General features: G+C 57.2%; 20 protein-coding genes and 5 pseudogenes. 10 read left to right on the top strand and 15 right to left on the bottom strand.

Features of this window, described 5'->3' with window-relative positions:
* Positions 1-315: pseudogene (locus tag AC2GXZ_RS30900) on the bottom strand (neutral zinc metallopeptidase); the annotation flags it as partial.
* 25 nt (positions 316-340) lie between these two features.
* Between AC2GXZ_RS30900 and AC2GXZ_RS30895 the strand changes: the two are divergent.
* Entirely contained in the window at positions 341-697 is a 357-nt protein-coding gene (locus AC2GXZ_RS30895; protein ID WP_483763078.1) for a divalent metal cation transporter, read from the top strand.
* A 114-nt stretch (positions 698-811) separates the two neighbouring features.
* On the top strand, positions 812-1,183 hold the full coding sequence (locus AC2GXZ_RS30890; RefSeq protein ID WP_483763077.1) for a response regulator: 372 nt from the start codon (positions 812-814) through the stop codon (positions 1,181-1,183).
* A gap of 22 nt (positions 1,184-1,205) precedes the next feature.
* On the opposite strand, the gene AC2GXZ_RS30885 is transcribed toward AC2GXZ_RS30890, so the two are convergent.
* The 5 genes from AC2GXZ_RS30885 to AC2GXZ_RS30865 form a co-directional block, all read right to left on the bottom strand.
* Positions 1,206-2,759 (bottom strand): response regulator, encoded by a 1,554-nt coding sequence (locus tag AC2GXZ_RS30885; protein ID WP_483763076.1) that lies wholly within the window; start codon positions 2,757-2,759, stop codon positions 1,206-1,208.
* Positions 2,756-3,328 (bottom strand): chemotaxis protein CheB, encoded by a 573-nt coding sequence (locus AC2GXZ_RS30880; protein WP_483763075.1) that lies wholly within the window; start codon positions 3,326-3,328, stop codon positions 2,756-2,758. The genes AC2GXZ_RS30885 and AC2GXZ_RS30880 overlap by 4 nt, the downstream gene beginning before the upstream one ends.
* A complete protein-coding gene (locus AC2GXZ_RS30875; protein ID WP_483763074.1) occupies positions 3,325-4,158 on the bottom strand; it encodes a CheR family methyltransferase in 834 nt (277 codons plus the stop codon). The genes AC2GXZ_RS30880 and AC2GXZ_RS30875 overlap by 4 nt, the downstream gene beginning before the upstream one ends.
* Positions 4,155-7,589, bottom strand: coding sequence for a response regulator (locus AC2GXZ_RS30870; RefSeq protein ID WP_483763073.1), 3,435 nt, complete (start codon positions 7,587-7,589; stop codon positions 4,155-4,157). Before AC2GXZ_RS30870 ends, AC2GXZ_RS30875 begins: the two co-directional genes overlap by 4 nt.
* A 338-nt stretch (positions 7,590-7,927) precedes the next feature.
* Complete coding sequence (locus AC2GXZ_RS30865) at positions 7,928-8,329, bottom strand: hypothetical protein (protein ID WP_483763072.1); 402 nt, start codon at positions 8,327-8,329, stop codon at positions 7,928-7,930.
* A 102-nt stretch (positions 8,330-8,431) separates the two neighbouring features.
* On the opposite strand from AC2GXZ_RS30865, the gene AC2GXZ_RS30860 reads away from it, so the two are divergent.
* Together AC2GXZ_RS30860 and AC2GXZ_RS30855 are read left to right on the top strand one after the other, a co-directional pair.
* Entirely contained in the window at positions 8,432-8,830 is a 399-nt protein-coding gene (locus AC2GXZ_RS30860) for a DUF1236 domain-containing protein (RefSeq protein WP_483763071.1), read from the top strand.
* A gap of 49 nt (positions 8,831-8,879) precedes the next feature.
* A pseudogene (locus AC2GXZ_RS30855) lies at positions 8,880-9,211 on the top strand (regulator); the annotation flags it as partial.
* Positions 9,212-9,295: 84 nt separating this feature from the next.
* Here the strand turns inward: AC2GXZ_RS30855 and AC2GXZ_RS30850 are convergent.
* Together AC2GXZ_RS30850 and AC2GXZ_RS30845 are read right to left on the bottom strand one after the other, a co-directional pair.
* On the bottom strand, positions 9,296-9,520 hold the full coding sequence (locus AC2GXZ_RS30850) for a hypothetical protein (RefSeq protein WP_483763070.1): 225 nt from the start codon (positions 9,518-9,520) through the stop codon (positions 9,296-9,298).
* Positions 9,521-9,765: 245 nt separating this feature from the next.
* Positions 9,766-10,026, bottom strand: coding sequence for a hypothetical protein (locus AC2GXZ_RS30845; protein WP_483763069.1), 261 nt, complete (start codon positions 10,024-10,026; stop codon positions 9,766-9,768).
* A 324-nt stretch (positions 10,027-10,350) separates the two neighbouring features.
* Between AC2GXZ_RS30845 and AC2GXZ_RS30840 the strand changes: the two genes are divergently transcribed.
* Entirely contained in the window at positions 10,351-10,773 is a 423-nt protein-coding gene (locus AC2GXZ_RS30840) for a PAS domain-containing protein (protein ID WP_483763084.1), read from the top strand.
* Positions 10,774-11,052: 279 nt separating this feature from the next.
* Here AC2GXZ_RS30840 and AC2GXZ_RS30835 read toward each other — a convergent pair whose 3' ends face one another.
* Positions 11,053-11,268: a DUF982 domain-containing protein gene (locus AC2GXZ_RS30835; protein ID WP_483763083.1), complete on the bottom strand. Its 216-nt coding sequence runs from the start codon at positions 11,266-11,268 to the stop codon at positions 11,053-11,055.
* A gap of 328 nt (positions 11,269-11,596) precedes the next feature.
* Here AC2GXZ_RS30835 and AC2GXZ_RS30830 point away from each other — a divergent pair, with 328 nt between their 5' ends.
* On the top strand, positions 11,597-12,946 hold the full coding sequence (locus AC2GXZ_RS30830; protein ID WP_483763068.1) for a PAS domain-containing protein: 1,350 nt from the start codon (positions 11,597-11,599) through the stop codon (positions 12,944-12,946).
* On the top strand, positions 12,865-14,835 hold the full coding sequence (locus tag AC2GXZ_RS30825; protein WP_483763082.1) for a response regulator: 1,971 nt from the start codon (positions 12,865-12,867) through the stop codon (positions 14,833-14,835). The genes AC2GXZ_RS30830 and AC2GXZ_RS30825 overlap by 82 nt, the downstream gene beginning before the upstream one ends.
* Before the next feature lie 13 nt (positions 14,836-14,848).
* Here the strand turns inward: AC2GXZ_RS30825 and AC2GXZ_RS30820 are convergent, their stop codons facing one another.
* Together AC2GXZ_RS30820 and AC2GXZ_RS30815 are read right to left on the bottom strand one after the other, a co-directional pair.
* Positions 14,849-15,061, bottom strand: a complete 213-nt coding sequence (locus tag AC2GXZ_RS30820) for a hypothetical protein (protein WP_483763067.1) — start codon at positions 15,059-15,061, stop codon at positions 14,849-14,851.
* Between the two features lie 54 nt (positions 15,062-15,115).
* A pseudogene (locus tag AC2GXZ_RS30815) lies at positions 15,116-15,415 on the bottom strand (EAL domain-containing protein); the annotation flags it as partial.
* An 82-nt stretch (positions 15,416-15,497) separates the two neighbouring features.
* On the opposite strand from AC2GXZ_RS30815, the pseudogene AC2GXZ_RS30810 reads away from it, so the two are divergent.
* A pseudogene (locus AC2GXZ_RS30810) lies at positions 15,498-17,038 on the top strand (IS3 family transposase).
* Positions 17,039-17,333: 295 nt separating this feature from the next.
* On the opposite strand, the gene AC2GXZ_RS30805 reads toward AC2GXZ_RS30810, so the two are convergent.
* Both AC2GXZ_RS30805 and AC2GXZ_RS30800 read right to left on the bottom strand, forming a co-directional pair.
* The gene (locus AC2GXZ_RS30805; RefSeq protein ID WP_483763066.1) at positions 17,334-18,341 is read right to left on the bottom strand and encodes an IS110 family RNA-guided transposase; all 1,008 of its coding nucleotides are present in this window, start codon (positions 18,339-18,341) and stop codon (positions 17,334-17,336) included.
* A 98-nt stretch (positions 18,342-18,439) separates the two neighbouring features.
* Positions 18,440-19,993 (bottom strand): annotated as a pseudogene (locus tag AC2GXZ_RS30800) (ISL3 family transposase).
* Positions 19,994-20,183: 190 nt separating this feature from the next.
* Between AC2GXZ_RS30800 and AC2GXZ_RS30795 the strand changes: the two are divergent.
* A complete protein-coding gene (locus AC2GXZ_RS30795; protein WP_483763065.1) occupies positions 20,184-20,426 on the top strand; it encodes a hypothetical protein in 243 nt (80 codons plus the stop codon).
* 248 nt (positions 20,427-20,674) lie between these two features.
* A complete protein-coding gene (locus AC2GXZ_RS30790) occupies positions 20,675-20,833 on the top strand; it encodes an entericidin domain-containing protein (protein ID WP_483763064.1) in 159 nt (52 codons plus the stop codon).
* A 267-nt stretch (positions 20,834-21,100) separates the two neighbouring features.
* Here AC2GXZ_RS30790 and AC2GXZ_RS30785 read toward each other — a convergent pair whose 3' ends face one another.
* Positions 21,101-21,961 (bottom strand): glycosyl transferase, encoded by an 861-nt coding sequence (locus AC2GXZ_RS30785; RefSeq protein ID WP_483763063.1) that lies wholly within the window; start codon positions 21,959-21,961, stop codon positions 21,101-21,103.
* A 53-nt stretch (positions 21,962-22,014) separates the two neighbouring features.
* Positions 22,015-24,024 carry an acyltransferase family protein gene (locus tag AC2GXZ_RS30780; protein WP_483763062.1) on the bottom strand — a complete coding sequence of 670 codons (2,010 nt, stop codon included), beginning with the start codon at positions 24,022-24,024 and terminating at the stop codon, positions 22,015-22,017.
* Positions 24,025-24,327 lie beyond the last annotated feature (303 nt).

The following is a 24,327-nucleotide window of genomic DNA, read 5'->3' as shown; positions in this document are numbered from 1 at the left end:
AAGTGTGTCGTCGCCGATCTGCTGGGCGGCATTCAGAGCTTCTCCGAGATCGCCGCGATCCAGGATGCCATTCTGGTCGGTGGACTTGCCCCAAACCGCGGCAAAGCAATCAGCCTGAAGCTCTACCCGCACAGACATCTGGTTCGACTGAGCCTCGCTCATGTTCTGCCGCGCCCGATTGACCTTCGGCAGAATGCCAAGCAGGTTCTGGACGTGGTGCCCGACCTCATGTGCCACCACATAGGCTTCCGCGAAATCGCCGGAGGCTTTGTCGCGCTGATCGAGCTCTTGGAAGAAGCTCGTGTCGAGATAGACCAGCCTCGGCATCGTTGGAACCGGATTGCTGTCGATCCCGGTACTGGCTGGCTCCGCGGCATATGCCTTCGCCGAAACGCAGGACTGGAAGGCGGGTCTCGATCACAAACCGTGGGAAGCCGTGGGCTTCTACGGCGTTATCTTGGCGGCGACCCGGTTCGGACTCAGCCTCGAATTCGTCCCGCTTGATCCCGTTAAGGCATTGTTCTGGAGCGCCGTCATCAACGGTTTTGTTGCCGTGCCGATCATGATCGCGATGATGATGGTCGTCAGCAGCAAAAAGCAGATGAAGGAGTTCACGGCTCCCATTGCCATGAAGATCTGCGGATGGGCGGCGACCGGCGTGATGGGTGTTGCCGCGGTGGCGATGCTCATCGCGTGATGTACGTGTCGCCGGACTAATTGGCATTTTATTAATATTGTCGGCATCTAATAAACGAACGCGCCGATCGTTTTGCGCTGTATTGCGTTTCGCGTGCAGAACGAGGATATCGAGATGCCGAACTCAAGTGATACCGTGCTTGTCGTCGAAGACGATGCTCTCATTCGCTGGAATATTGTCGATGCCCTGGAAGAGGCCGGTTTCGAAGTCCTTGAAGCCAGTAATGTCGTCGAGGCCGTGGCGATCCTTGGCGCGGTTCCCGACATCAAGGCCGTGTTCACCGATGTTGATATGCCTGGCCCGAAAGACGGGTTGGATCTCGCGCACGTGGTGAGTACCGACCGACCCGACGTCAAAATTCTCGTCGCCTCTGGACGCCATCGCCCCGCGAATACCGACCTCCCAGCAGAAAGCCGCTTCTTCGCCAAACCCTATAGCTGCGCGAACGTCATTGCCAGTCTGAACGAGATGCTCTCGACCGCATAACAAACGCCGACGGCACCTTTCGTCAGTCTCTTGCTGCCACGCCCGAAAGTATACGCTGAAGATCCGCAAGAGGCACAGGCTTGGTGAGGTGGAAATCGAACCCCGCCTCTTTGGCCAACTCCTTGTCCTTGTCCTGACCCCATCCTGTCTGGGCAATGATGGTGGTATGTTCGAACAGGTGGTCCTGCCTCAGCGCGCGGCAGACCTCGTAGCCATCCATACCGGGGAGGCCGATGTCGAGGAGAATCGCGTCCGGCCTGTAGTTGCGGGCGGCGTCAAGAGCTTCTCGTCCATCGTGGACCGCCTCAAATTCATGGCCGATGTCCTCAAGCAACATGCCCATGGTATCGGCGATGATCGGGTTGTCATCGATGACGAGGACTTTCAACCGCCGAGATGTATTCTCCGCTGGTTCTGCCGACTGTTCCGCAGGTGTGATTTCCTCCGGGGCCGCGGTCAACGGGATCTGGACGGTAAAGACGCTTCCTCGATGGGTCCCCTCGCTTGATGCGCTGACCGAGCCGCCGTGCAGTTCGACCAACTGCTTGACGAGCGCCAGGCCGATACCGAGGCCACCTTGCGATCGCTCGCGATGATCGCCGACCTGCGCAAACAGGCGGAAGACGTCGCTCTGCATCTCGGCCGGGATGCCGATGCCATTGTCGCGGATGGTGATTACTGCTCTGCCGTTGTCCGCGGTTGCCGACAGTTTGATCCTGCCGCCGGATGGCGTGTATTTTGCCGCGTTGGTCAGCAGGTTGGCGATGACCTGCGACACGCGGGCCGGGTCCGCATCGATCCAAAGATCTGCGGTGGGGATATCGAGCTCGAAGGTGTGTGCTGCGCGATCGATGAGCGGGCGGCTGGCCTCGGCCGCTGAATGAACGACGTCGGCGACCCTGACCTTCTCCTGGCGCATCTCGATCTTTCCTTGGCTGACACGCGAAACGTCGAGGAGATCGTCGATTAGCCTAACCAGGTGGTCCAACTGACGATCCATCATCTCGCGAAGCTCGTAAGCCCTCACATCGTCCGGATCGCGCCGCAGAATATCGAGACCATTGCGAAGAGGTGCAAGTGGGTTGCGAAGCTCATGAGCAAGCGTGGCCAGGAACTCATCCTTACGGCGGTCCGCTTCCTTCAGCGCCTCTGCCTGGGTCTGAAGCTGGTCTCGCTGCTGCTCGATCTGTTGGCGCTGACGATAGAGTTCGAAAAAGACCTCGGCCTTATGGCGCAGGACATCGGGTTCGATCGGCTTTTGGATGAAATCGACGGCTCCCGCTTCATATCCCTCGAAGCGGCGGCGCTCGCTCGTGCTTCCGGCGGTGACGAAGATGATCGGGATGCGACGGGTGCGCTCGTTGCCGCGCATCAGTTCGGCAAGCTCAAAACCGTTGAGGCCAGGCATCTGGACGTCTATCAAGGCGAGCGCGACGTCATGCTCGAGCAGTATTTCGAGCGCCTGGTCACCCGAGCGCGCTTTTAGAAGAGACAGGTCGTCGCGGCGAAGCAGCGCCTCGAGGGACAGGAGGTTTTCTTCGAGATCGTCGACCAGCAAAAATTTGACGGGGTTCATGGCTCAACCTTTTGCAGATAGGTAGCTATCGAAGCAAGTGACAAAATATCGGCTTTCGGAACGGCTTTACTCGCAGCCTGCGGCATGGCGTCCTGAAACGCTGTTTCTGGATCCTGAACGATTGTGATGCCGCCTGCATCGGCCACTGCTTTGAGACCCAAAGCGCCATCCTGGTTGGCGCCCGTGAGGATAATGCCGATTAAGCCGCTACCAAAGGTATCTGCTGCTGCTTCAAACAGGACATCGATCGACGGACGGGAGAAGAGCACGGGCTCATCGGCGGATAGCGCAAGCGACTTGTCTGTTTCGACAAGCAGATGGTAGTCTGGCGGCGCGAAGTAGATAGTCCCTGCTTCGAGCGGAACCTTGTCCTCTGCCTCAACGACCTTAAGGGCGCATTTTGCGTCAAAGAGTTCGGCAAGAACACTGCGTTTGTCCGGCGGTATATGGACTACCACCATGACCGGTAATCCAAAGTCGGCAGGGAGCGCTGGCAGGATAACGGACAGTGCCTCAAGCGCGCCAGCCGATGCCCCGATCACGACAGCCTCTGGATTGGAGGTGCTCATCGGCCAGCCTTTTGGTAGATCTTCTCTTCGCGTACAACGTCAGTGAAAGCATCCGCGTGCGCCGAGAACCGAAGGCTCTCCTTTGCGCCGATGCCCAAAAAACCTTTCCGGGCGAGCGAATCCTTGAATAGCCCGATGGCCCGATCCTGAAGTGGCCGATCGAAATAGATCATCACGTTGCGGCAGGAGATGAGATTCATTTCGCCGAAGACCGCATCTGTCACAAGGCTATGGTCGGAAAAAACGACACGGTCCCTCAGACTGCGGTCGAATGTCGCCCGGCCATAACCGGTGGTGTAATAATCTGACAAAGACGACTTGCCGCCTGACGCTCGGTGGTTCTGCGTGAAGAGCTGCATGCGATCGAGATCATAGACGCCGGCTTCGGCGATCCTCAACGCTTCCTGGTTGATATCGGTCGCATAGAAGATCGTCCTGTCCTCCAGACCCTCTTCGCGGAACAGGATCACGAAGGAATAAAGTTCCTCCCCTCCGCTGCAGCCAGCGATCCAGACTTTAAGCGATGGATAGGTCTTAAGATGCGGCACCATCTTCTCGCGAATGGCGCGAAAGTAGCTCGGATCGCGAAACATCTCGCTCACCTGCACGGTGAGATAGCCAAGCAGCCGCGGTAGCATCGCCTCGTCGTGCAAGATGCTTTCCTGGATGGCCGAAATAGTCGGAAATCCGAGTTGCTCACGGGCCTGACGCAGGCGTCGCTTTACTGAGGCCATCGCGTAGTTGCGGAAGTCGTAGTGGTAACGGACGTAGAGCGCTTCCAGCAGAAGCCGGATCTCGATGTCCTCAATCTTGTCGAATGTTTCAGTCATCGCGGCATCCAGACGCGGACAAGCGACAGCAGCTTTTCGACGTCGAGCGGTTTGGCCATATAATCGTTGGCGCCGGCATCGATGCAGCGCTGCTGATCGTCCGGCATGGCCTTGGCCGTCAGCGTGATGATCGGCAGTTTCTTCCAGTCAGCGTTCTTTCGGATCGCCCGCGTTGCTGTCAGGCCATCCATCACCGGCATCATCACATCCATCAGCACCAGATCGATCTTGGACACGTCATCGGCGCTGGATTTCTCCAGGGCGTCGAGCGCCTCCTGGCCATTGCGGGCTATCTGAATGAGCGCGCCACGGGGCTCCAGAATATTTGTGAGGGCATAGACGTTGCGAACGTCGTCCTCGACAATGAGGATCCGGCGACCTTCGAGCAGGGCGTCCCTGTGCCGTGCCTTGCGGATCATCTTCTGCTGCTCGTCCGGCAGTTCGGAAACGACCTGATGGAGGAACAGCGACACTTCGTCCAGCAGCCGCTCGGGCGACTTGGCCCCCTTGATGATGATCGACTTCGAATAGCGCCGCAACTTTTCCTCCTCATCGGGTGAGAGCACGCGACCGGTGTAGACGATGACCGGTGGGAAGGAATGCGTGTCGTCCTGGCTGATCGTTTCAAGCAGCGAGTACCCCGACGCGTCCGGAAGTGAAAGGTCAAGAACCATGCAATCAAATGTCTGGTCCTTCAGCAGTGCCAAGGTTTCCGCTGCTGTCCCGGCGCTGACGGTCTCTACGTCGTGTGACGTCAGAAGCTTGGCGACGGCCTCGCGCTGGACCTCGTTGTCCTCGACGATCAGAACACGGCGCACCCCTTGCGTGAGCTTTGCCTCGAGCTTCTGCAGCACTTCGACCAGTTGCTCGCGCTGTACCGGTTTCAGCATATAGCCGACGGCCCCGAGCGACAGGGCAGTTTCCGTATAGTCGTCGCCCGAGACAATATGGATGGGAATATGCCGGGTGCGGACATCGCGCTTCAGCCGATCGAGAACTGAGAGGCCGGACTGATCGGGCAAGCCCACGTCGAGGACGATGGCGCTCGGCATGAACTGCTGCGCGAGGTTAAGGGCGTCTTGAGCGGTGCCAGCCACCAGCGAGCGGAAACCCATCTCGCGGGCGAGGTCACGCAAGATCGCCGCGAAGGTCTGATCATCCTCGACGACAAGGAGAATCCGACGCTCGTCCGAGGGCAGGGCGCGGTCGTCTTCCACGATCGCTCGCAGCAGCTGAGCCGCCGGCTGACTTGTTGCCGCTGGAACAGCAGGTGCCACGGGAACGGCATTGCCAACCGGAGCTCTCGGCGCGACGATGGCAGGATCGTAGGCGAGCGGAAGTGTGACGGTGAAGGTGCTTCCTTGCCCCTCCTGGCTTCTGATATGGATCGTGCCACCGAGCAGGCGTACGAGCTCGCGGGAAATCGACAATCCGAGACCGGTTCCGCCGAACTTGCGGCTGATAGTGCCATCCGCTTGATGGAAGGCCTCAAAAATTCGTCGTTGCTGCTCGGGCGCGATACCGATCCCGGTGTCCGTCACCCCAAAGGCGATCTGGCCATCGCCCGTTCGGCTGATCGAAAGCGTGACCTTGCCCTTTTCTGTGAATTTGAAGGCGTTCGAAAGAAGGTTTTTGAGGATCTGTTCGATACGCTGCAGATCGGTTTCGATCACCGCCGGGCATTCGGGGGCGATATCGATCTCAAAGCCAAGCGCCTTGTTTTTGGCGATCGGCTCAAAGACCTGCTGGATATTATTCGACAGCCGCTCGACCGATACCGGCTCGGGTCGGATGTCGACATGGCCCGCCTCGATTTTGGAGAGATCAAGAATGTCGTTGATCAGGTTGAGAAGGTCATTGCCGGACGACTGAATGGTCTGGGCATACTTGACTTGTTCGGCCGTGAGATTGTCGTCCGGATTATCCGCGAGCAGCTTTGCAAGGATCAACGAAGAGTTGAGCGGTGTTCGCAGTTCGTGCGACATGTTGGCGAGGAAGTCGGACTTGTAACGGCTGGCTTGCTCCAGCTCGCGTGCCTTGAGCTGGGTGGAGGCGTTGGAGCGCTCGAGATCGTCCTTCTGGGCTTCCAGCTGCAGCGCCTGCTCCTCGAGTTGCGAATTGGTCTGTTCCAGTTCGACCTGCTGCTGTTCGAGGCGCGCTTGCGACTCCTTCAAGGCCCGACCCTGTTCCTCGAGCTCTTCGTTCGAGACCCGCAGCTCCTCACTCTGCACCTGCAGTTCTTCGGACTGCCGCTGGGTTTCCTCCAGAAGGTTCTGCAGCTCACTTCTATAGTTTGCCGAACGGATGGCGGTGGCGATCGTACTCGATGCTTCTTCGAGGAACGCGAGGACGCGTTCATCCACAGGCCGCAGGAAGCCAAGCTCGATCACTGTGTTGACGTTGTCGTCGATCGCTGCCGGGGCCAGAACCAGGTGCCGTGGCTTGTCGCGGCCAAGCGCCGAGCCGAATTCAAGGTAGTTTTCCGGCACGTCGTTGACGATGACGGGTTTTCCCTCGACCGCCACCTGTCCGAGCAGACCTTCACGGGGCCTGACCAGATCCGGAAGCTTTGCATCGGCTGGAACGCCGTAGGTGGAGGAACGCTTGAAGGCATCTGACCCGCCGACGAAGATTGCGCCGGCGACGGCCCCGACGTGGTTTGCCAGGTAAGTGAGAATGCTGCCGCCAAGTTGCTCGGTGCGCTGGTCGCCCATCATCGCGGATGCCAGTCCAAGATTACCCGCCTGCAGCCATTCTTCGCGGCGACGGGCGAGGGTAGAACGACGGATCAGAACGCCGATAGCGATAGTCAGGAGAGTGCCGAGGATGCCGGCAAGTACGTTGCTCAAAAGCGCAGTACTATAGGCATTGTTCATTTCCTCGAGGCGCTTTGCCCGCAATACCGCTTCTTCTCGGCTCATCGCCGAGAGCTGTCCGCGCACGGCATCCATAGCCACCTTGCCGCGATCGGAGTTGACGACTGCCAGTGCCGCGTCCAGACCTTGGCTGCGACGAAGATCGATCGTCTGCTTAAGCTCCGCAAGTTTGGCATCGATATGCTGCTTGAGTACGGGCAGGCGCCGGACCTGGGCCGGATTATCGCTGGTGAGCTCGCCAATTTCCTGGATCTTGGCCGGGATCGTATCAAGGGCCGTGTTGTACGGATCGAGGTACCGTTCGTTGTTCGTGAGTAGGAAGCCACGCTGGCCGGTTTCCGCGTCCTGCGTGCTCGACAGCAACTCGTCCAATGTGATGATCACCTCGTGCGAATGGACGATCGCCTCTGTATTCTCCCGCAGCGTCTTCAGGTTGATGTAGGCAAACGCGCCGCTGATCAGGAAGAAAACAATTGCGCCGGCGAGGCTGAAGGCGACGACGGTGTCGAGACCGAGACCACGACGGGTCAGGTCTTGAAAAGCGGTCTGTGGCATGTGTCTGTTCCTGAACAAGGCGAGGCAAGGTCGTGGCGGATTGTATAGGCGAGCCCCTTCTAGCTAGGGCGAGAGCGCTCGTCATCAATGTTCTGCTATTATTCCTCCGACGGGCTGTTGCCGACAGGCCCATAACAGGCGAACCATCACTTGCTTGTGTGCGGTCGGCTGAAGCCTGCGGCCGACCCATGCGCGCCGGCGTTCCTGCCGAAGGCAAATGGCCTCGCGGAAAGAAGATCCGGAAATGGGTCTCCAATGCAATGATGCAGAACTTGACCGGTACAAAACGCGTTTCGCACGTTGCGGGAAAGCTTGCATGAGCGTCACTCATACAAAGCCTAGTTATCGGCGTCCGCGTCTGGAGGACGGATGGGAGCTACGAACTCAAAGTCGTGCAGGGAATAATGCTGATCCGAACCTAGCACTGCGACGCTCCAATAGTCGCGTGCGTGCCCGAACACGGTGCTGATCTGGACGACCTCGCATTCGTCGCTTTTCGCATCTTGCGTCTTACGCCGTGCCCAATAGACGGACAATGGTTCAACCGAGAGCGGATCAATCATGTTTACTCCACGCATGTTTTGATCGATCGGTAGGACGATTCGCAGGCGTTCGTCATGCTCTTCTCCCAATGTAGCGACCGTTCTCCACTCCTCTGTGAGCTGTGTGAGCGGCTCAAAGGATAGCATGAATCCGGAATTGAGAATGATCGTTTTGCCAGCTTGTTCGATGACCTGCACGCCGTAACTGTTTCAAATTGTTGCATTTCGTGAGGTGACGTTCGGAACGAAAAGTCTCGATCAGGCTTCTTTTGTCGTTGGTAACCGAACAGGAGAAAACCAATGCGTAGAACAATTTTCGCCTCTACTGCGGTAATCGCTGTCCTACTCGGAAGCGCTGGCGCGCTTGCGCAGGATCTAACGGTTAAAGGTGCCGCTGGCGGCGCCGTGACAGGCGCCATTGTTGGTGGTCCCGTCGGGGCAGCCGTCGGCGGCGTAGCTGGCGCTATTGTCGGAACCGCAATCGATCCGCCGCCACAGGAAGTAGTAACCTATGTACAGGAGCAACCTGCGCCGGCTCCGGTGACCGTGAGCCAGGAGATCGTTGTGGGTAAGCCCGTTCCCGAAACGGTCGTGTTGACCTCCGTCCCGAGCAATGAGCATTACGCATACGCAGTGGTCAACGACCAACGTGTGATCATCGATCCCCGTACCCATACAGTCGTTCAGATCGTCCGATAGTCCCGGGCCGATCACCCGTTTCAAACGAGCCGGAAGCTGCCACGCAACCACGGTCGCCGCAGTAGTCGAGGCGGCCGCCGTCGGCCTGGGTCTGGAAGGTAGCCCGCGTTTGCGGTTCGAGGGATCGCCGGTGCTGCTCGGGCCGCAGGCCGCTCTTTCACTGTCTCTCGTCCTGCATGAACTCGGCACCAATGCCACCAAGTATGGCGCTCTGTCCGGGGCTGAGGGACCGGGTTCGGTTCTCGGCTGGTCGTGTCCAGCCCGAAGGCTTACGGCGACGTTTCCTTAGACTACCAGCCGTCTGGAGTGATGATGAGGTTTCGCGCACCGCTCGCAAAGCTGCAGCACGGTGAGATGGAAGGCACGTCAACAAGCGCCTGAGGTGCGGGCGTATTCGCCGAGTCGGTGGGCCTCGATTGATCATCAATGTTGGCTACGGCAGTTGCTGATCTGTCTAAGTCCGTTCTACAAAATATTGACTGTGGCGGCGTAAAGTTCATCGCCACTGATGATCGGTTCCAGAATTTCGCCGGAATGAACCAGGACTTCGATTCCGGAAAGGTGATCGGCGTTGTCGCGGCAACGTTGCAAGGCCTCTTCCAGCGTGCGGAAACGGCCGTCAGGAATATCCGACGTCCAGCAGTAGACGGTGGCCGGAATTCCTGAATAAGCCAAAGCGCGATTAAGCATGTCATCGTCCTCATTATTCTGGAAGAGCTCGTGCCATTCCGCTCGATTGCAAGGCCACGAAAAGATGACGTGTCTGTTAAGTTAACATTGGGTGGCGACAAAGCGACCGTTTTAATAAGCGTTTGACCAAGCGCAAAGCGAAGAGGCTGGCGAAGGAAACCTGATCGCCCCAAGCGGGGGATCACTCAAACTTAGTCCGTTCACAACAGAAGTTCGGTTTCTTGCTACCAGCGAGCGTCGGGATCTTATGCCGAGGTTCGCTCGCGATCGGAAACCTTATCGTAAGCGCGGCTGACAGCGTCGATCAACGCCTGGTTATCCCGGACGCCGAGCTGATAAAAACGGTTGGTCATGGCGGCGACGCGGGCCGCCAGCGGGTCGTATCGCGAAAGCCCAGCTTTCCGGCGAACGATTTCATAGATCCTGTCGATTTGTTGGAGCTCGTTGGGATAAAGCGGATCATGGTTACTGTGCGCGGATGAGTTCGTTGGCATCGTATCCTCCATGCATACCCTTTATATTAGGCTATTAAAATGTGCTGTCTCTGCAAGCTGGAACAGCAGGTAGAGTTTCCCGCCAGTTAAAAAACGCTCACACAGGATCTAACCTTTCTTCCTACAAGTGATCCGGAACATTCTAATTTACATAGAAGTTTAGTGGATGGTCCTGGACGGACAGTACCTCGCTCTGGAGAGATTTATCTCAAGCTTGTTGCATAGCCCTCGACTTGACGGTGCACGCGGCTTTCGGAGAAGTGGCATGGCAGACATGATGAGGAGCTTTGGCGGCGCGACGGTTCATCCCAAACAACCTGGCTTCATTGCTGGGACCTGATCGAAAACCGCATTGTCGGCGACTGCATTATCGCAGAGCTGTTCGGGTTCGAACCAAGCAAGCTTAGATCGGGAGTAACAGTGGAGGAGATCCTAGCCAGGATCGTTCCGGGTGACCGCGAGCGCGTCGCCAAAGCCGTTCACACGGCGATCCTGACCGGGGAGGTTTACGAGGAACATTATCGTGTGGCCCACAATGACGGGCGCCAGATAGACATCATTGCGAGTGGCCGCTGCCTTCGCGATGAAGATGATCAGCCGTTCTCCTGGGCCGGCACCGTGCGCCGAGCACAAGATGACCGAGACTTGACTTCGCTCTGTCGCCAAGCCTTGACGGTTGCAGAACGACAGGGAAACCGGTCGGTTGTCGATCAGTTACGTACGGTCGTCAAGGTCGTCGAAAGATGGGGCCGTGGCTAGTCCGGGATCAATGAAATGCGTCCGGTCGGATCTTTCCGGCACTCATAATATGCCTCGAGCCGGCGTACGGTGCGTTCGACGCAAGCGCGGCGATTTGGGACGCCAACGTCTTTCGACCGATTGTTCTTGATCGACTGAAGGCGGTCCAAGAGGTCAGCAAGGGCACCTGAGGAACCGCACTCGGGAGAGCCCTTCATGCTTACCCCGCGATAGTCGAAGTCGTTCATCGGCTTTTTCCTTTCGCGGTGTTGGGCGACGTCGAGTATCGGACGTCTCATCTCATCGCGTTGAGACGATCTCGATGGAGGGACTGCTCTCGATCAACTCGACGAACGCATCTCTCGCCTTGGTTGGCGACTGCCGTTCATCGAAGACTTCGGCAAAGCATCGCATGGCGCTGTTATAAATGGTCCCGCTTTCTTGGGGGCAGCAACTGAAGACACAGTCGGCGGCATCCGTTGTGCTCGCGATATCGCGTGTGTCACCCTTGAACATGACTGTGACAGGCGTTTCCCAGCTGTCTTGCATCACGCAGGTCTCGCGTTGATCTTAAATACAAAATTCCAATCACAGAAAGTTGTTCCCGGAATTCTTAACTGTCGACGCAAGATGGAAGGTTCAAAAGCGTGTCGGGTTGGTCCAGGTCAGCAAGGGTCATCAGATATTTCCTTTTGCCGGGGCCCACCGCAACAACCAGATCGACCTCGTCGCCGATCGGTCGCTGAACGTGAAACTCGCGTTCTCCCGCCTCGGCAGCGCAGAGAGATTCACATTTTTGCCGCAGTCTGATATGAGCTCGACACAGAACTGTTTGCCGAGCGCCATGAACGAACAAAATTCAAAGCGGAAACACCACCGATCTAGCGGGTTTGCGACCCATATCGAAAAACTCGACTGGAGCTTCACGCCCCTTGGGCCGAGAGCCGCTTGGCCACCGATCCTGGAGCAGACGCTCAATCTGGTGATGAGCGCCGGCGTACCGATGGCAATCCTTTGGGGAAGCGACGGCGTCATGCTTTACAACGACGCTTACGCCGCCTTCGCCGGTCAACGCCATCCGGATTTCCTGGGTCGTCCGATTTCTGAGGCATGGCCGGAGCTTGCGACATTCAATTCCCGGGTTGTCCGCATCGTGCTCGACGGTCGAACCCTATCGTTCCGTGATCGGCATGCTGTCATCGAACGGAACGGCGAGCTTCAGGATGTCTGGCTGAATCTCGATTTTAGCCCGGTCCGGAGCCTTGACGGCGTGCCGCTTGGCGTACTGGCGATCCTGAAGGACACAACCCATCGCGTCCGCACCGAGCAACGCCTGGCGATTGCCCAGCAGGCCGGTGGTGTCGGCACCTTCGAGTGGTATCCGGAAACGGGCGAGCTCGATGTTTCCGACGAATATCGAAAAATCTGGGTTGTCGATGCCGATACGACGGTGACCGACACCTTGCTGGTCAGCCTGCTTCATCCCGACGACCGGGCAATATCAGGCCCTTCCAGGCTCGCAAACAGCAATCCGCTGGACTACGCCGAATATCGACGGATCGACCCGGTGACAGGAGAGGTTCGCTGGATTGCACGGCGCGGACAGGTGGTATCAAGCGAGCGGACCGGCAAGCGTCGCTTCGTCGGCATCGCCTTCGACATCACCGCACGTAAGCAGGCCGAGGTCACGCTGCAACAGAGCGAAGAACGCTGGCGCGGCCTGTTCGAGCAGATGCACGAAGGTTTCTTCACCGCCGAGATCATGCGTGACGACGCCGGCAAGGTCGTCGACTTCGTGTTCATCGACATCAACCCGGCCTTCGAACGGCAGACCGGTCTGATTGCGGCGGAGACGGTTGGCAAGCCGGTTACCGAAGCGATCCCCGGCATCCAGAGCGACCTGATCGCCACCTATGGTGAAGTCGTTGAGACAGGCGCAGCCCGTCAGTTCGAAGTGCACGTCCCGGCCTTGGGAAACCGCTGGTACGAGGCGCATGCCCGCAAGGTCGGCGCTGACCGTTTCGCCGTCCTTTTCTCGACATCACCATCCGCAAGGCAGCGGAGGAGCGCATGCGCCAGAGCGAGGAGCGTTTCCGGACCCTATCGCAATCCATGCCCAACCATGTCTGGACAGCTGGCGCAGACGGATTGCTGGATTGGTTCAACGACCAGGTCTTTGCCTATAGCGGGATGACGAGTGAGGAACTCAGTGGAAGCGGCTTGGCCGGGATGGTCCATCCAGACGATATCGAGGCTGCATCCAAAGCATTGAATGCTGCGAGAACGTCAGCGCAGACCTATCAGACTGAGTTTCGGCTGCGCCGGATTGACGGTGCGTATCGCTGGCATATCGCCCGCGCCGTTCCCGTTCTGGCGGCGAACGGCAGCGTTCTGCACTGGATCGGCACCAATACCGATATCGATGATCAGAAACAGGCGGAGGTGGCTCTCGCCGACAGCGCCGCCTATCTCGAGGCGCGCGTCGAGGAGCGAACCGCACAGCTCTTTGAAATGCAGAAGGCTTTGCAGCAGTCCCAGAAGATGGAGACGATCGGCAAGCTGACCGGCGGTGTCGCCCACGACTTCAACAACCTGCTGCAGGTCGTTTCCGGCAACCTCAATCTCCTAGTAAAAGATGTCGCGGGGAACGAAAAGGCGGAACGCAGGATTACCAATGCGCTCGCGGGTGTCGGCCGCGGCGCAAAACTTGCGAGCCAGCTGCTGGCGTTCGGCCGTCGCCAGCCGCTTGAGCCGAAGGTTGTGCATCTCCGCAAGCTCCTGACCGGCATGGACGATCTCCTGCGCCGGTCGATCGGCGAGGCGATCGAAGTCGAAACGATCGTCTCAGGTGGATTGTGGAATACGTCGATCGATCCGACCCAGCTGGAAAACGCCGTCCTCAATCTCGCGATCAATGCCCGTGACGCGATGGCCGGTGCTGGCAAGCTCACCATCGAGGTCGGCAACGCCTTCCTGGACGAAGCCTATGCGCGCAATCACCTGGAGGTCGAGGCGGGGCAGTATGTCATGCTGGCGGTGACGGACACGGGGGCAGGGATAGCACCTGACGTCCTCGGACAGGTTTTCGAGCCGTTCTTCTCGACCAAGGAAGAAGGAAAAGGCAGTGGTCTCGGTCTGTCCATGGTCTACGGCTTCGTCAAGCAGTCGAACGGTCACGTGAAGATCTATAGTGAAGTCGGGCAGGGAACGACCGTCAAGCTCTACCTGCCACGAGCCCTGGCAACTGAGGATGCCGAAGTCCGACAGGATTTTGGACCGGTGGCCGGGGGCACGGAAACCGTGCTCGTGGTCGAGGATGACGACCACGTTCGCGATACCGCCATCGATCTGTTGACCGACCTCGGTTATCGGGTTCTGAAAGTCTCTGACGCCCAAAGCGCGCTCGCAATCGTTGAAAGCGGCATCGCGATCGATCTCCTCTTTACCGACGTCGTCATGCCCGGATCGCTGACGAGCCCGGAGCTCGCGAGAAAGGCAAAGCAGCGCCTGCCGCGTCTGGCGGTGCTGTTTACCTCCGGCTACACGGAGAATTCCATCGTCCATCACGGCCGGCTGGACGCTGGCGTCGAACTGCTGTCGAAACCCTACAACCGGGAGGCGATGGCGCGCAAAATACGCCAGGTTCTCGGCAATCAGATACGACAGGAGACCGCTGCGGCCGTACAGACGATGCAATCCACTGAGGCGGAGCCAGACGTCACGCCAAAGACAATCAAGGTTCTGGTCGTTGAAGATGACGCGCTCATCCGAATGGATATGGTCGACATGCTGTCATCGGCCGGCTATGAGATCGAGGAGGCTGGCAGCGGTGAGGATGCTCTTGATCTGATCACGCGGCAGCCCTTCGATGTGCTTGTCACGGATCTTGGCCTACCCGGAATGGATGGAACTGAACTTGCGAAAGCCGCGAGGTCGGTTAATCCGCACCTCGGTATCGTCGTCGCGAGCGGCCAGAGTGGCCTTCCAGACGATATAGCGGAAGGCGCACGATTGCTGTCGAAGCCATTCGATCCGGAGCAACTGAAGGCTGTCGTTGCCGACGTAGCAGGTTCGAAGCGTTAAACGTCTGGGTGCGTCAGCGCGCTTCGACGATGTTGTCGATCACCAGCCTCAAGGTCGCCTTGTCCCGGCGGCCTTTCTGAAGCTGGCGCACGAGAATGGTCGCCAGAGCTGCGGCGTCTTCACTCGATTTGGGAATTCGGTGGCTGTCGCAGGCGTCGTCGAAGAGGTCCTGGATAAGGCTGAGGTCTTCCGGCAGAAGTGGTGTTCGAGCGGTCAATGCTGGCATTCGTATCTCCAACGCAACGGTGTTTAAATCCGGAGTAGTTGTTCACGCAAGGGTTTACGGATCGGAGCTTGCCTTGGCCTTGCTCGGATCAATGAAGCGTTTCCCGAACTCAGCCGCCGGGACGGGCTTGCCGAACAGATAGCCTTGAACTTCCGCGCAATTCTGCTCCTTGAGGAACGCCATTTGCTCATCCGTTTCGACCCCTTCGGCAATGACCTCCATCCCAAAACTGCGGCCCAGATAGATCACCGCCCTCACCACGGCAGCATCTTCCGGATCGGTTGTTAGGTCGCGCACGAAACTCCGGTCTATCTTCAGGCGAGAAACCGGATAACGTTTAAGGAGACTGAGCGAGGCGAAACCCGTGTGTCAATCGGCTCGGAATGTTGACCCCTTGGGGGTGCGGACGAAAACTTGGACTAACAGGAGATAGTTCATGTATTCGTATGAAGACCGCATGAGGGCTGTGCAGCTCTATATCAAGCTCGGCAAGCGGGCGAATGCCACCATCCGTCAGTTGGGCTATCCGACGAAGAATGCCCTGAAGCATTGGCATCGGGAATTCGCACGCGGCGACGACTTGTTGGCAGGTTATGTACGCACCAAACAGCGGTGTTCGGATGATCAAAAGAGAATTGCCGTTGAACACTATCTAGACAACGGCCGCTGCCTGGCATGGACCATCAAGGCACTTGGCTACCCTGGCCGCGAAAAGCTTTTGGCTTGGATCGATGAATATCAACCTGGCGACAGGCGGCGAGTTCACGCCGGCAACTCAAGCGGTACTATCAGATCGGAGCAGCAGAAGCGAACGGCCGTAATCGATCTGTGCGCCAGGAGCGACAGCGCCCGCTCGGTAGCTCAGAAGGTAGGCGTGAGCCGGCAGACGTTGTACGACTGGAAGACCCAGAAACTTGGTCGTGAGGTCCCTGCATCCATGACACGCCGTCGCGAATTACCACCGACTGCCAGCCGAGACGAACTCGAGCGTGAACTCGAGGCACTTCGTAGCGATGTGAAGCGCCTTCAACTCGAACATGACCTGCTTACGAAGGCTAACGAACTCATAAAAAAAGATCTGGGCATCGATCTGCGGCTCCTGGGAAACCGGGAAAAGGCACTGCTGGTTGATGCCCTGCGAACACATATGCTCTACCCGAACTTCTCACGCGGCTTGAGTTCGCTCGCAGCTCCTATTTTTATCATCGATCTCTGCTTTCTCTTGAGGACCGATACACAGATCTTCGCCAGACCATTGTGGTGCTCTTCGAAAACAACCGTAACTGCTACGGATACAGACGCATTCATGCGGCACTGCCCAGAGGCGGAAAACAGGTCTCCGAAAAGGTGGTCCGCCGCTCGATGAGGGAGGAGCAGCTCGTCGTGACCTCGGCTAAGCGGCGTCGATACACATCCTACCAAGGCGAATTAGATCCCGCGCCGGAAAATTTGGTCAATCGTGATTTCCACGCTGCGAAACCAAACGAGAAATGGCTGACCGGTATCACCGAGTTCCAACTGCCAGCCGGTAAAGCGTATCTGTCGCCCGTAATCGATTGCTTCGATGGCTTAGTCGTCAGTTGGTCAGTCAGCACGCGGGCAGACGCCGAGCTGGTGAACACAATGCTCGATGCCGCAATTGAAACTATCACCGGCAGTGCCGACCGCCCTGTTGTTCACTCGGATCGGGGTGCCCATTATCGTTAGCCCGGCTGGCTGTCGCGCATGCAAAATGCTCAACTGGCTCGATCCATGTCACGCAAAGGGTGCTCGCCGGACAATTCGGCCTGCGAAGGATTTTTTGGGCGGCTCAAAAACGAGATGTACTATAATCGCACCTGGATCAATACGACCCTGCTCGACTTCATGCACCAGCTGGACTCCTACATCCAGTGTTACAACCAGAGTCGGATAAAGCTCTCACTGGGCGGGATTAGCCCCGCCGAATACCGCCGAAATCTTGGGATTAAAGCATAAGCAGTCCAAGGATTTGTCCGCACCTCCCTTATCGGCGTCCAATATTGGGTCTGACGCATATGTGGAACGGCCCGGTTGGCAAGGTTTTTGTTACATGAATCTCCATTGGACGGTGCGGTCATATGTCCGGCCTGTTAGCGCGGTCATCGACCGCTGGCCACATGATTTCCGCGATGCCGATTGCCTAATCAATTTCTCGCGCTCAAAAGCGCACTGCGTCAGACGGTCTGATCGGCGTCGAGGTATCGTCCCTCAAGTTCATCCTGCTTTGGCACCTTGCCATTTTATCCCAACGCTATAGCGCTGGGAATTTCGTCTCGAGCAGCGCCCAGATGGTGCGCGCCATCTTGTTTACAAGCGCTACCGCGGCGACTTTGTAGGGACGGCGCGCAATCAGGGAGATCACCCAGGCGGGCAACTTAACGCCTCGGCGCACCTGTTTAAGAATTGAAGTCGCACCGACAATCAATAGAGTTCGCAACTGCTTATTGCCCTGCTTCGATATCTTGCCGAGCCTCTCCTTTCCTCCGCTGGAATTCGCCCTTGGTGTGATGCCTATCCAAGCCGCCAAATCTCGTCCCGTTCGAAAGGCCGCGGGATTTTGGACGGCGGTCCGGACGGTTGCAGCAATGATTGGCCCGACGCCAGGAATGGTCGTCAGTCGAGGAGCCGCATCATCGGCTTTCACAGCTGCGGCAATCTTGGTGTCGAGCGCCTCAATCTTGGCCGTCAGCTTTTCTATTTGTTCGGCCATTTCCAGAAGGGCAGCCCTGGCCGAGTTCGGCAAACGTTCGTCTCGATCATCATGCAAAACAGCAATGAGCTTGGCTATACTCGTCATCCCAGTAGCAGCAATAATCCCAAGCTCAGCCATGTGACCGCGCATGGCGTTTGCAGTCTGGCTTCGCTGGCGCACGAATAACTCTCTGGTCTTCAAGACCATGCTTGCGGCCTGCTCCTCAGGTGTTTTGATAGGCACAAAACGCATCGTAGGGCGCGTGACCGCCTCGCAGATCGCCTCCGCATCAGCCGCGTCGGTCTTGTTCCGTTTGACGTAGGGCTTCACATAGGCTGGCGGCATTAACCGCACCGTATGACCGAATTCGCCGATGGCGTTGGCCCAGTAGTGGGCACTTCCGCAAGCCTCCATACCGACGAGGCACGGTTCGATCTGACGAAAGAACTCCAACACCTGGGAGCGTCGCAGGGCACGTCGAACGACGACGTGCCCGTCTTCGGCGATGGCGTGGGCCTGGAAGACCGACTTGGCCAAATCCAGTCCGATTGTGATAATCTTCTTCACGGAGCGGTTCCTTCTCTCTTGTGGCGATTGGCGTCACCACGATAGGCATCCTTTATGCCGGTGCGAAGGGCCGTTCCACACCATCAATCTCGATGACATCAGGATGCTCCCACGATCCGTGCCTCAAGCAAATCGAGTTTTCCGCGCCCATACATCTGGCGCTTGATAAGTTTCAGCTTGGTGATCTGGCCCTCTGTCTGACCGTTCGACCAAATTGAAGTGATTGCATTCTGAACCGCTGCTCTGTCGCGGATAATGCCGTTGGCAAATGATGCGACCGGGCTTGTTGCTGCGCGGTCGATCCACGTGTCCAAGTCATCTTTGCACTTGCGCCGCAGCATTTCATGAAAGCTTTCCACGACATCTCTGGCCTCGACAAGGTCTGGTAGTCGCTCCTCGATCGCAGCGACCGTCATCGTTTGAGCCTTGGTCAAATTGTTGCGTTCAAGGGTCATCAGGCGGACGATGGTGCGTGCTGCGGGCGCGTGGCCGAGCCCGTTCTCGGCTTTTTCGGCTCGCCTTTGTCGTGTTGCCCATTCCGTAACAACGCGGAGACCTCCACCAAAACCAGCCAGCCGAAGCTGCCGCCACAGTTCAGCGCCGTTTCGCAATCCGGCGTCCCATTGCGCTTCCAGCCAGGGCAAGTGCGGTTCGAGGGAAGTTTGTCGCACCCGAAAGATGTCGGTCCGTTGACCACGGACGACACTGCGGACCAGCTTTCGGATGTGCCCGGTTCTGCGCACGATCTCCTTGATGGACACGCCTTCGCCGACGAATCTACGAATGACAGAATTCGTCTCTTCACGTCTCAGATATCCTTCATATTACAGGCGCTCGGCAGCAGTCAGAAGCTTAGGATTTACAGTTGCTGTTTCGACTGCCACGCGGACCTGCCGCATCGACTTGCGAACGGCATCAAGAAAGGCGTGGCTAGCGTTTTCCATGAGATGCCAGCGGTCGGCGACCTGTTCGGCGTGTGGTAGGGCTTGTGCAGCGGCCTGCGCATACCCGCCGCCGCGGTCTCTTGCCACGATTTCGATTTGCGGCTGCTCGACCAGCCAGGCCTTTGCGGTCGAGGGTTCTCGGTCGGGCAGCAACGCGATCGTCTTTCGCCGTTCCAGATCGCAGATGATCGTGCCATATCGGTGATTGCGACGCCACGCCCAGTCATCAATGCCGATGACGCTTGGCGGCGGTGGTGGTGGGCGATCATATCGGCGAACGGTTCGAAGCAGCGTGTCATTTCTAACCGGTAAACCGAGACGATCTGCGAACCGTGCTGCTGGCCGGTCACCCAATGCCAAAGCGAGATGGTGAACTAAGGTCTCTAGGCGTGTAGTCCGGCGGGCCATGGGTCGTATCACGCCATCACCGAAACGTTCGACGAAAATCTTTCGACGGCAATGGACGACATTGCAGATGAAGCGTCGGACCGTCAGGTGCAATTTGATCCTCCGGCCCGCACACGGCAGATCGGTGATAATCCGAGGATAGCGACTATGAACACGATGGGAGGTCGTGCCGCATTCGGGACACCTGCAACCTCGGGACTGACCATGTGCGGTGACAACGATCACATCGGGTCTGTGATGCACCGCCTCCACCTCCAACTCGGCAGGGATTAAATCGGAAGGCTGAAAATAGGCTCTCATGGCGCTGATTCTCCTTCAAGAACCAAGCCAGTAGAATCCGAAACATCATCGAGAATGAGTCAGACCCAATATTCCACGCCGAAACACATTCATTAGGGCGATGAGGTACAAGAGCGCTTTATTTCCTTAGCTCTCACGCAACCAAAGCGCCTCTCAAATATTATTCGGTCACCGAACGGAGAAAACGGATATGATTGTTATCGAGGATTGGATTGACGATCGTCTTGAGGAGCGTCGGTTCGCGGCATTGCCTGCAGGTGATGAGAATTACTTCGCAATGCTGGCCGGCGTGTTGCGGGCGGAAGCAGAAGCGGCCGGTTATGGCGTCGATCGCTTACTCGAAGCGTGCAATGGCGATATAGTAGCGTTCCTTATGTCTCGCCAGCTGCAATCCGTGACCACCGAAAATGCTAGCGCCGGACTGACGCTCTAGCCATCAGCTCGGCTGCTCGCGGCTGACCCGATTTGTGCGCCCCTTGAGTACTAAGACGGTGCCCCTACCTATTGACCAACAATCGCTCGCCCGTGGCCACGGATGTACTGGCACTGGCTGATGCGGTCACGGGAGGTCGGTGCGAGGGTTCGCTCCGGCCTTTATTATTGCCGCGTATATGCTCTCACATCTTCTTCTAATTCAAACGCACTCTATCTCATCTATGTCATCAAATGGAGAGGACAACGATGAAGAAGATTCTCATTGCAATCGCATCTCTGGCTTTGCTAACCGGTGCGCTCTCATCGTGCGGCAACACGATCCGCGGAGTGGGGAAGGATGTAGCCGGTACAGTGGACGCCACGCAGAATGCCGGTAAACGCGTGGACAACGCGGCGAAATATTAGCCTTTCGTTGGCATAAAGAGAGGCGGCAGAGATGCCGCCTTTTTTTGTAATCCACATAACCTCGACCTTTGGTGGAGGGCTGGACGAGTTCTAGATTGTGATTGAGAGACCTCCGTGTGCGCTGGTCGACGGTTCGTGTTGCTCCAAAGCCAAAGATCGTTGTGAGCTTCTCCTAGCCGTCGCGCACCGGGAAGGTAGCCTGCCGGATGTCTTATCCATGTCGAGAAGTTCGTCGACCGCAACTTTCAGCTGGCGTCGACCTATTCGCTATCTCCAATGATCCTCCACCCATTTGGTTGGCAGGATGAAATGGCGCAGATACTGGAAAAATCCTTTGTCCTTCCTCACCTTGTGATTGAAGGCACGCCTCACGTGACCAAGCGGAGTGGTCGGAATGGCACTTTTGCCATAACGCCCTTCGATGGCGTGCTGAGGCAGGAGGCCACGCGGAAAAATGACGACGCGGGCACTCGATGGCAGCCGTGGCACGAGAAAATAGTTGAGCGGGAAAGGCCAGCGGCAGTCCTGGCGGAAATGCAGCACCCATTTGCGCGGGAAAAGCTTGATACCGCCCGGAGCACAACGGCTGACATAACGCTGTTCATATCTATAGGTATCGGCAACCCATTGTGGGTTTTCCTTGAACTTCTCCTGCAGCGGCACAAGCTTGCCGACCGGAAAACGAAAGAGCGAAGTCTGGCCGAGCCGCTCGAAAGGTGTCGTCTGGTTTTTTGCCAGGACAATGTCATCCGGTCCGCCAACCTCGAAAAATAGGTCGAGCGAGGAAACGATCACCAGATCAAGATCAAGGAAAAGGACCGCCCCCTTGAGCGAGCCGAGCTTGGGACCCCACAGGCGGGACTTTGGCCAGATGCCGCGGGTATTGACCGGCATCTCCACTTCGATCGGCGGAAGATCCTCGCAGAGGATGCCCGGATGCAGGCCTTCGCGATTGTCGGTAAAGCAGGTGAAGGTGAAGGGCGGCGTGATATTGCGCTCGACCATGTTGTAAAGACGGTTGATGAACGGCGCACCGTATTTGGTGCCCCAGCTGATGCAGATGACCTGCTTGACGCCACCGCTTGCTGCCAGAATTGCGTTCGGCGTTGGCTCGCTGCTCACTACCATAATTTTATCTGGCCTTTTCAAACTAGCGGATGAGGCTGTCTATGCGACCAATCTCAGTTTTGGTCGCTGGGCGGAACGGATTTCGTCATTGGTTCGTCGAACAGCGGGGCCAGTGTTCTTGCTCCTCCCGCGGAAAGATGGTCGCCATCCTGGTAAAGCACAATGTTGTCTTCCATGACCTTGCAGTGTCTATAGTCGCAAATCCTACTCATCGGATCGACCAGCCATGCCCCGGTTGAGTTCGCCACACCCTTTATTACATCTCGAGCCAGCGCTTGCCTCTTTTCGGTATAACCAAGGTCAGGGGCGATATCGAGTGTTCGCCCGGCCATGTATGCTCTCGCAAGCGCTTCGGGCACCGTATACCCGACTTCTGGAACATCCATGATAAATATTGGCTGGGACCCTATGCGTCTTAGGTCGTTGGCCAGCTGCTCCAAGCCGATAGCGACGGGTTGCGACCAATCGGACAAGTCCGGCTGTACACGTGGATCAAAGAACACTCCTTGCTCAGGCAATTCGCTGCGGTGAACGTACTTGGGCCAATACGCGGCTAGGAACACCTTCGGATAATGGTGGCGAGCCACCAGGGCCATGACTGCTTTTGTATGGTCAATGCAACGCTCAACATGATCGGTGCGACCGAATTCAGTGTTGGGCAGAGGCGGGCAGGACGCTCGCCCGACGAAAGTACCGGTGATGCCGAGTGATCTCGCGGCGACATCCAGGGCAGGAGCAATCGCTGCTGCGTGGGAATCTCCCCATAGGAGGAAACTCGGTTTCCCACCTTCAGCGCCAAGCCGACACAACGCATCACCGTTGATCTGCGCAGGTGTCAATCCGTCACCATCACTGTCAGCAAAGCATTTCTGGTCGTTGAATGGTCCTGTGTCGAAAGTCGCCTGGTAAAGCCGTGCTGCTTCCGTCGGCAGCCTGCCCGGCAGGCCGTCGTTCCTTTCCACGAAGGTAGCGAAACCGTAGGCCACCAAGACGAACGCAGCGCTTACGGATATGACGGCGACCATGGTTGACGCCCGAAAACGGCCAAATCGGATAGGATTCTCGATGTATTTCCAGGACAGGTAGCCGGCGAAAACAGATGCGCCAATGACGACCGACTTCAATGTCGGCGTTAATTTCCCTTCGGCAAAGTACTGAGCGAAAACAATGATTGGCCAGTGCCAGAGATATAGCGAGTACGAAATTTTGCCGAGAAAAACCGTTGGCTTGCTGGTCAAAATGGTAGCAACCGGGCCCGAACGAATATTGGCTCGGATAAGAGCCGCGGCGCCCAAGCAGGGCAGCAAAGCGCTGAACCCAGGGAAGAGGGTATTCGACTTGAAGAAGAATATGGCAATGAGAATTGCGGCGAACCCACAAACACCGAATAGTGAGGAAGCTGTTTCGGTCTGCGGCCGTACAGGAATGGCCGCAACTAGAGCCCCAAAGAGAAGTTCCCAAACGCGGAAATGGAGAAGATAGAACGCTTTCTCGGGTCGAACCTGAACCGCCCAAACACTAGCCAAAAAGGACACGGTGATAAACGCGACGATCAGGTGGATGAGCCATGCGCGAGCATGTCGGTAGGTCAGATATAAAGCGAGCGGGAAAATGACGTAAAATTGCTCTTCTACCGACAGAGACCAGGTATGCAGGAGCGGCTTCATTTCAGACGCGATGTCAAAATAGCCGCTCTCCTGACGAAACAGGATATTGGCCACAAAAAGCACAGCTGCTTTGACGCTTGCGGCGAAGTACTCGAACTCCTGAGGCATGAAAACAAATGCCGCAACGATGGACGTCACCACAATCATTGCAAATAACGCCGGAAAGATGCGACGCATCCGACGGACATAAAAATCGAGGAAGCTGAAGGTCCCATTTTCCAGATCACGTAAGATGATCTTCGCCATGAAGAAGCCGGAGAGCACGAAAAAGATGTCTACGCCGACGAAGCCACCCGAAAATGGAGGTACTCCGGCATGAAACAGCAAAACTGGAATGACCGCATACGCTCTTAGTCCATCAAGATCTGGTCGGTAATCGATATGTCGGTTTTCCAAAATGCTACTCGCCGCCGGCCTGTTTCAATCGGTATCATCCAGTGCCTTCAGCATGTGACGGCAACCACGCGCTCGTCCTTTGTGCGCTATTCTTGACGAATGCAAGGCGGGGATGAGGACAGCACCTATATGCCGGGCGCTGAGAGCGATGGAGGAAGGCATTTTTGAGCTTCAGGGGTTTGCCAGTTAACCGGCGGTGCTCTAGGTAAGTGAGCGCACGAATAGTATCGAGGCACGACTCAGTCAGATCGAGCAAATGCCGGTCTCCTCCGCCGCGTCAAACCGTGCCAGTGCAAGTCTTCA

The sequence above is a fragment of the Aliirhizobium sp. YIM B11859 genome (assembly GCF_057163345.1).
The sequence above is the reverse complement of the archived record's forward strand: the minus strand, read 5'-3'. Positions and strand labels throughout refer to the sequence as shown.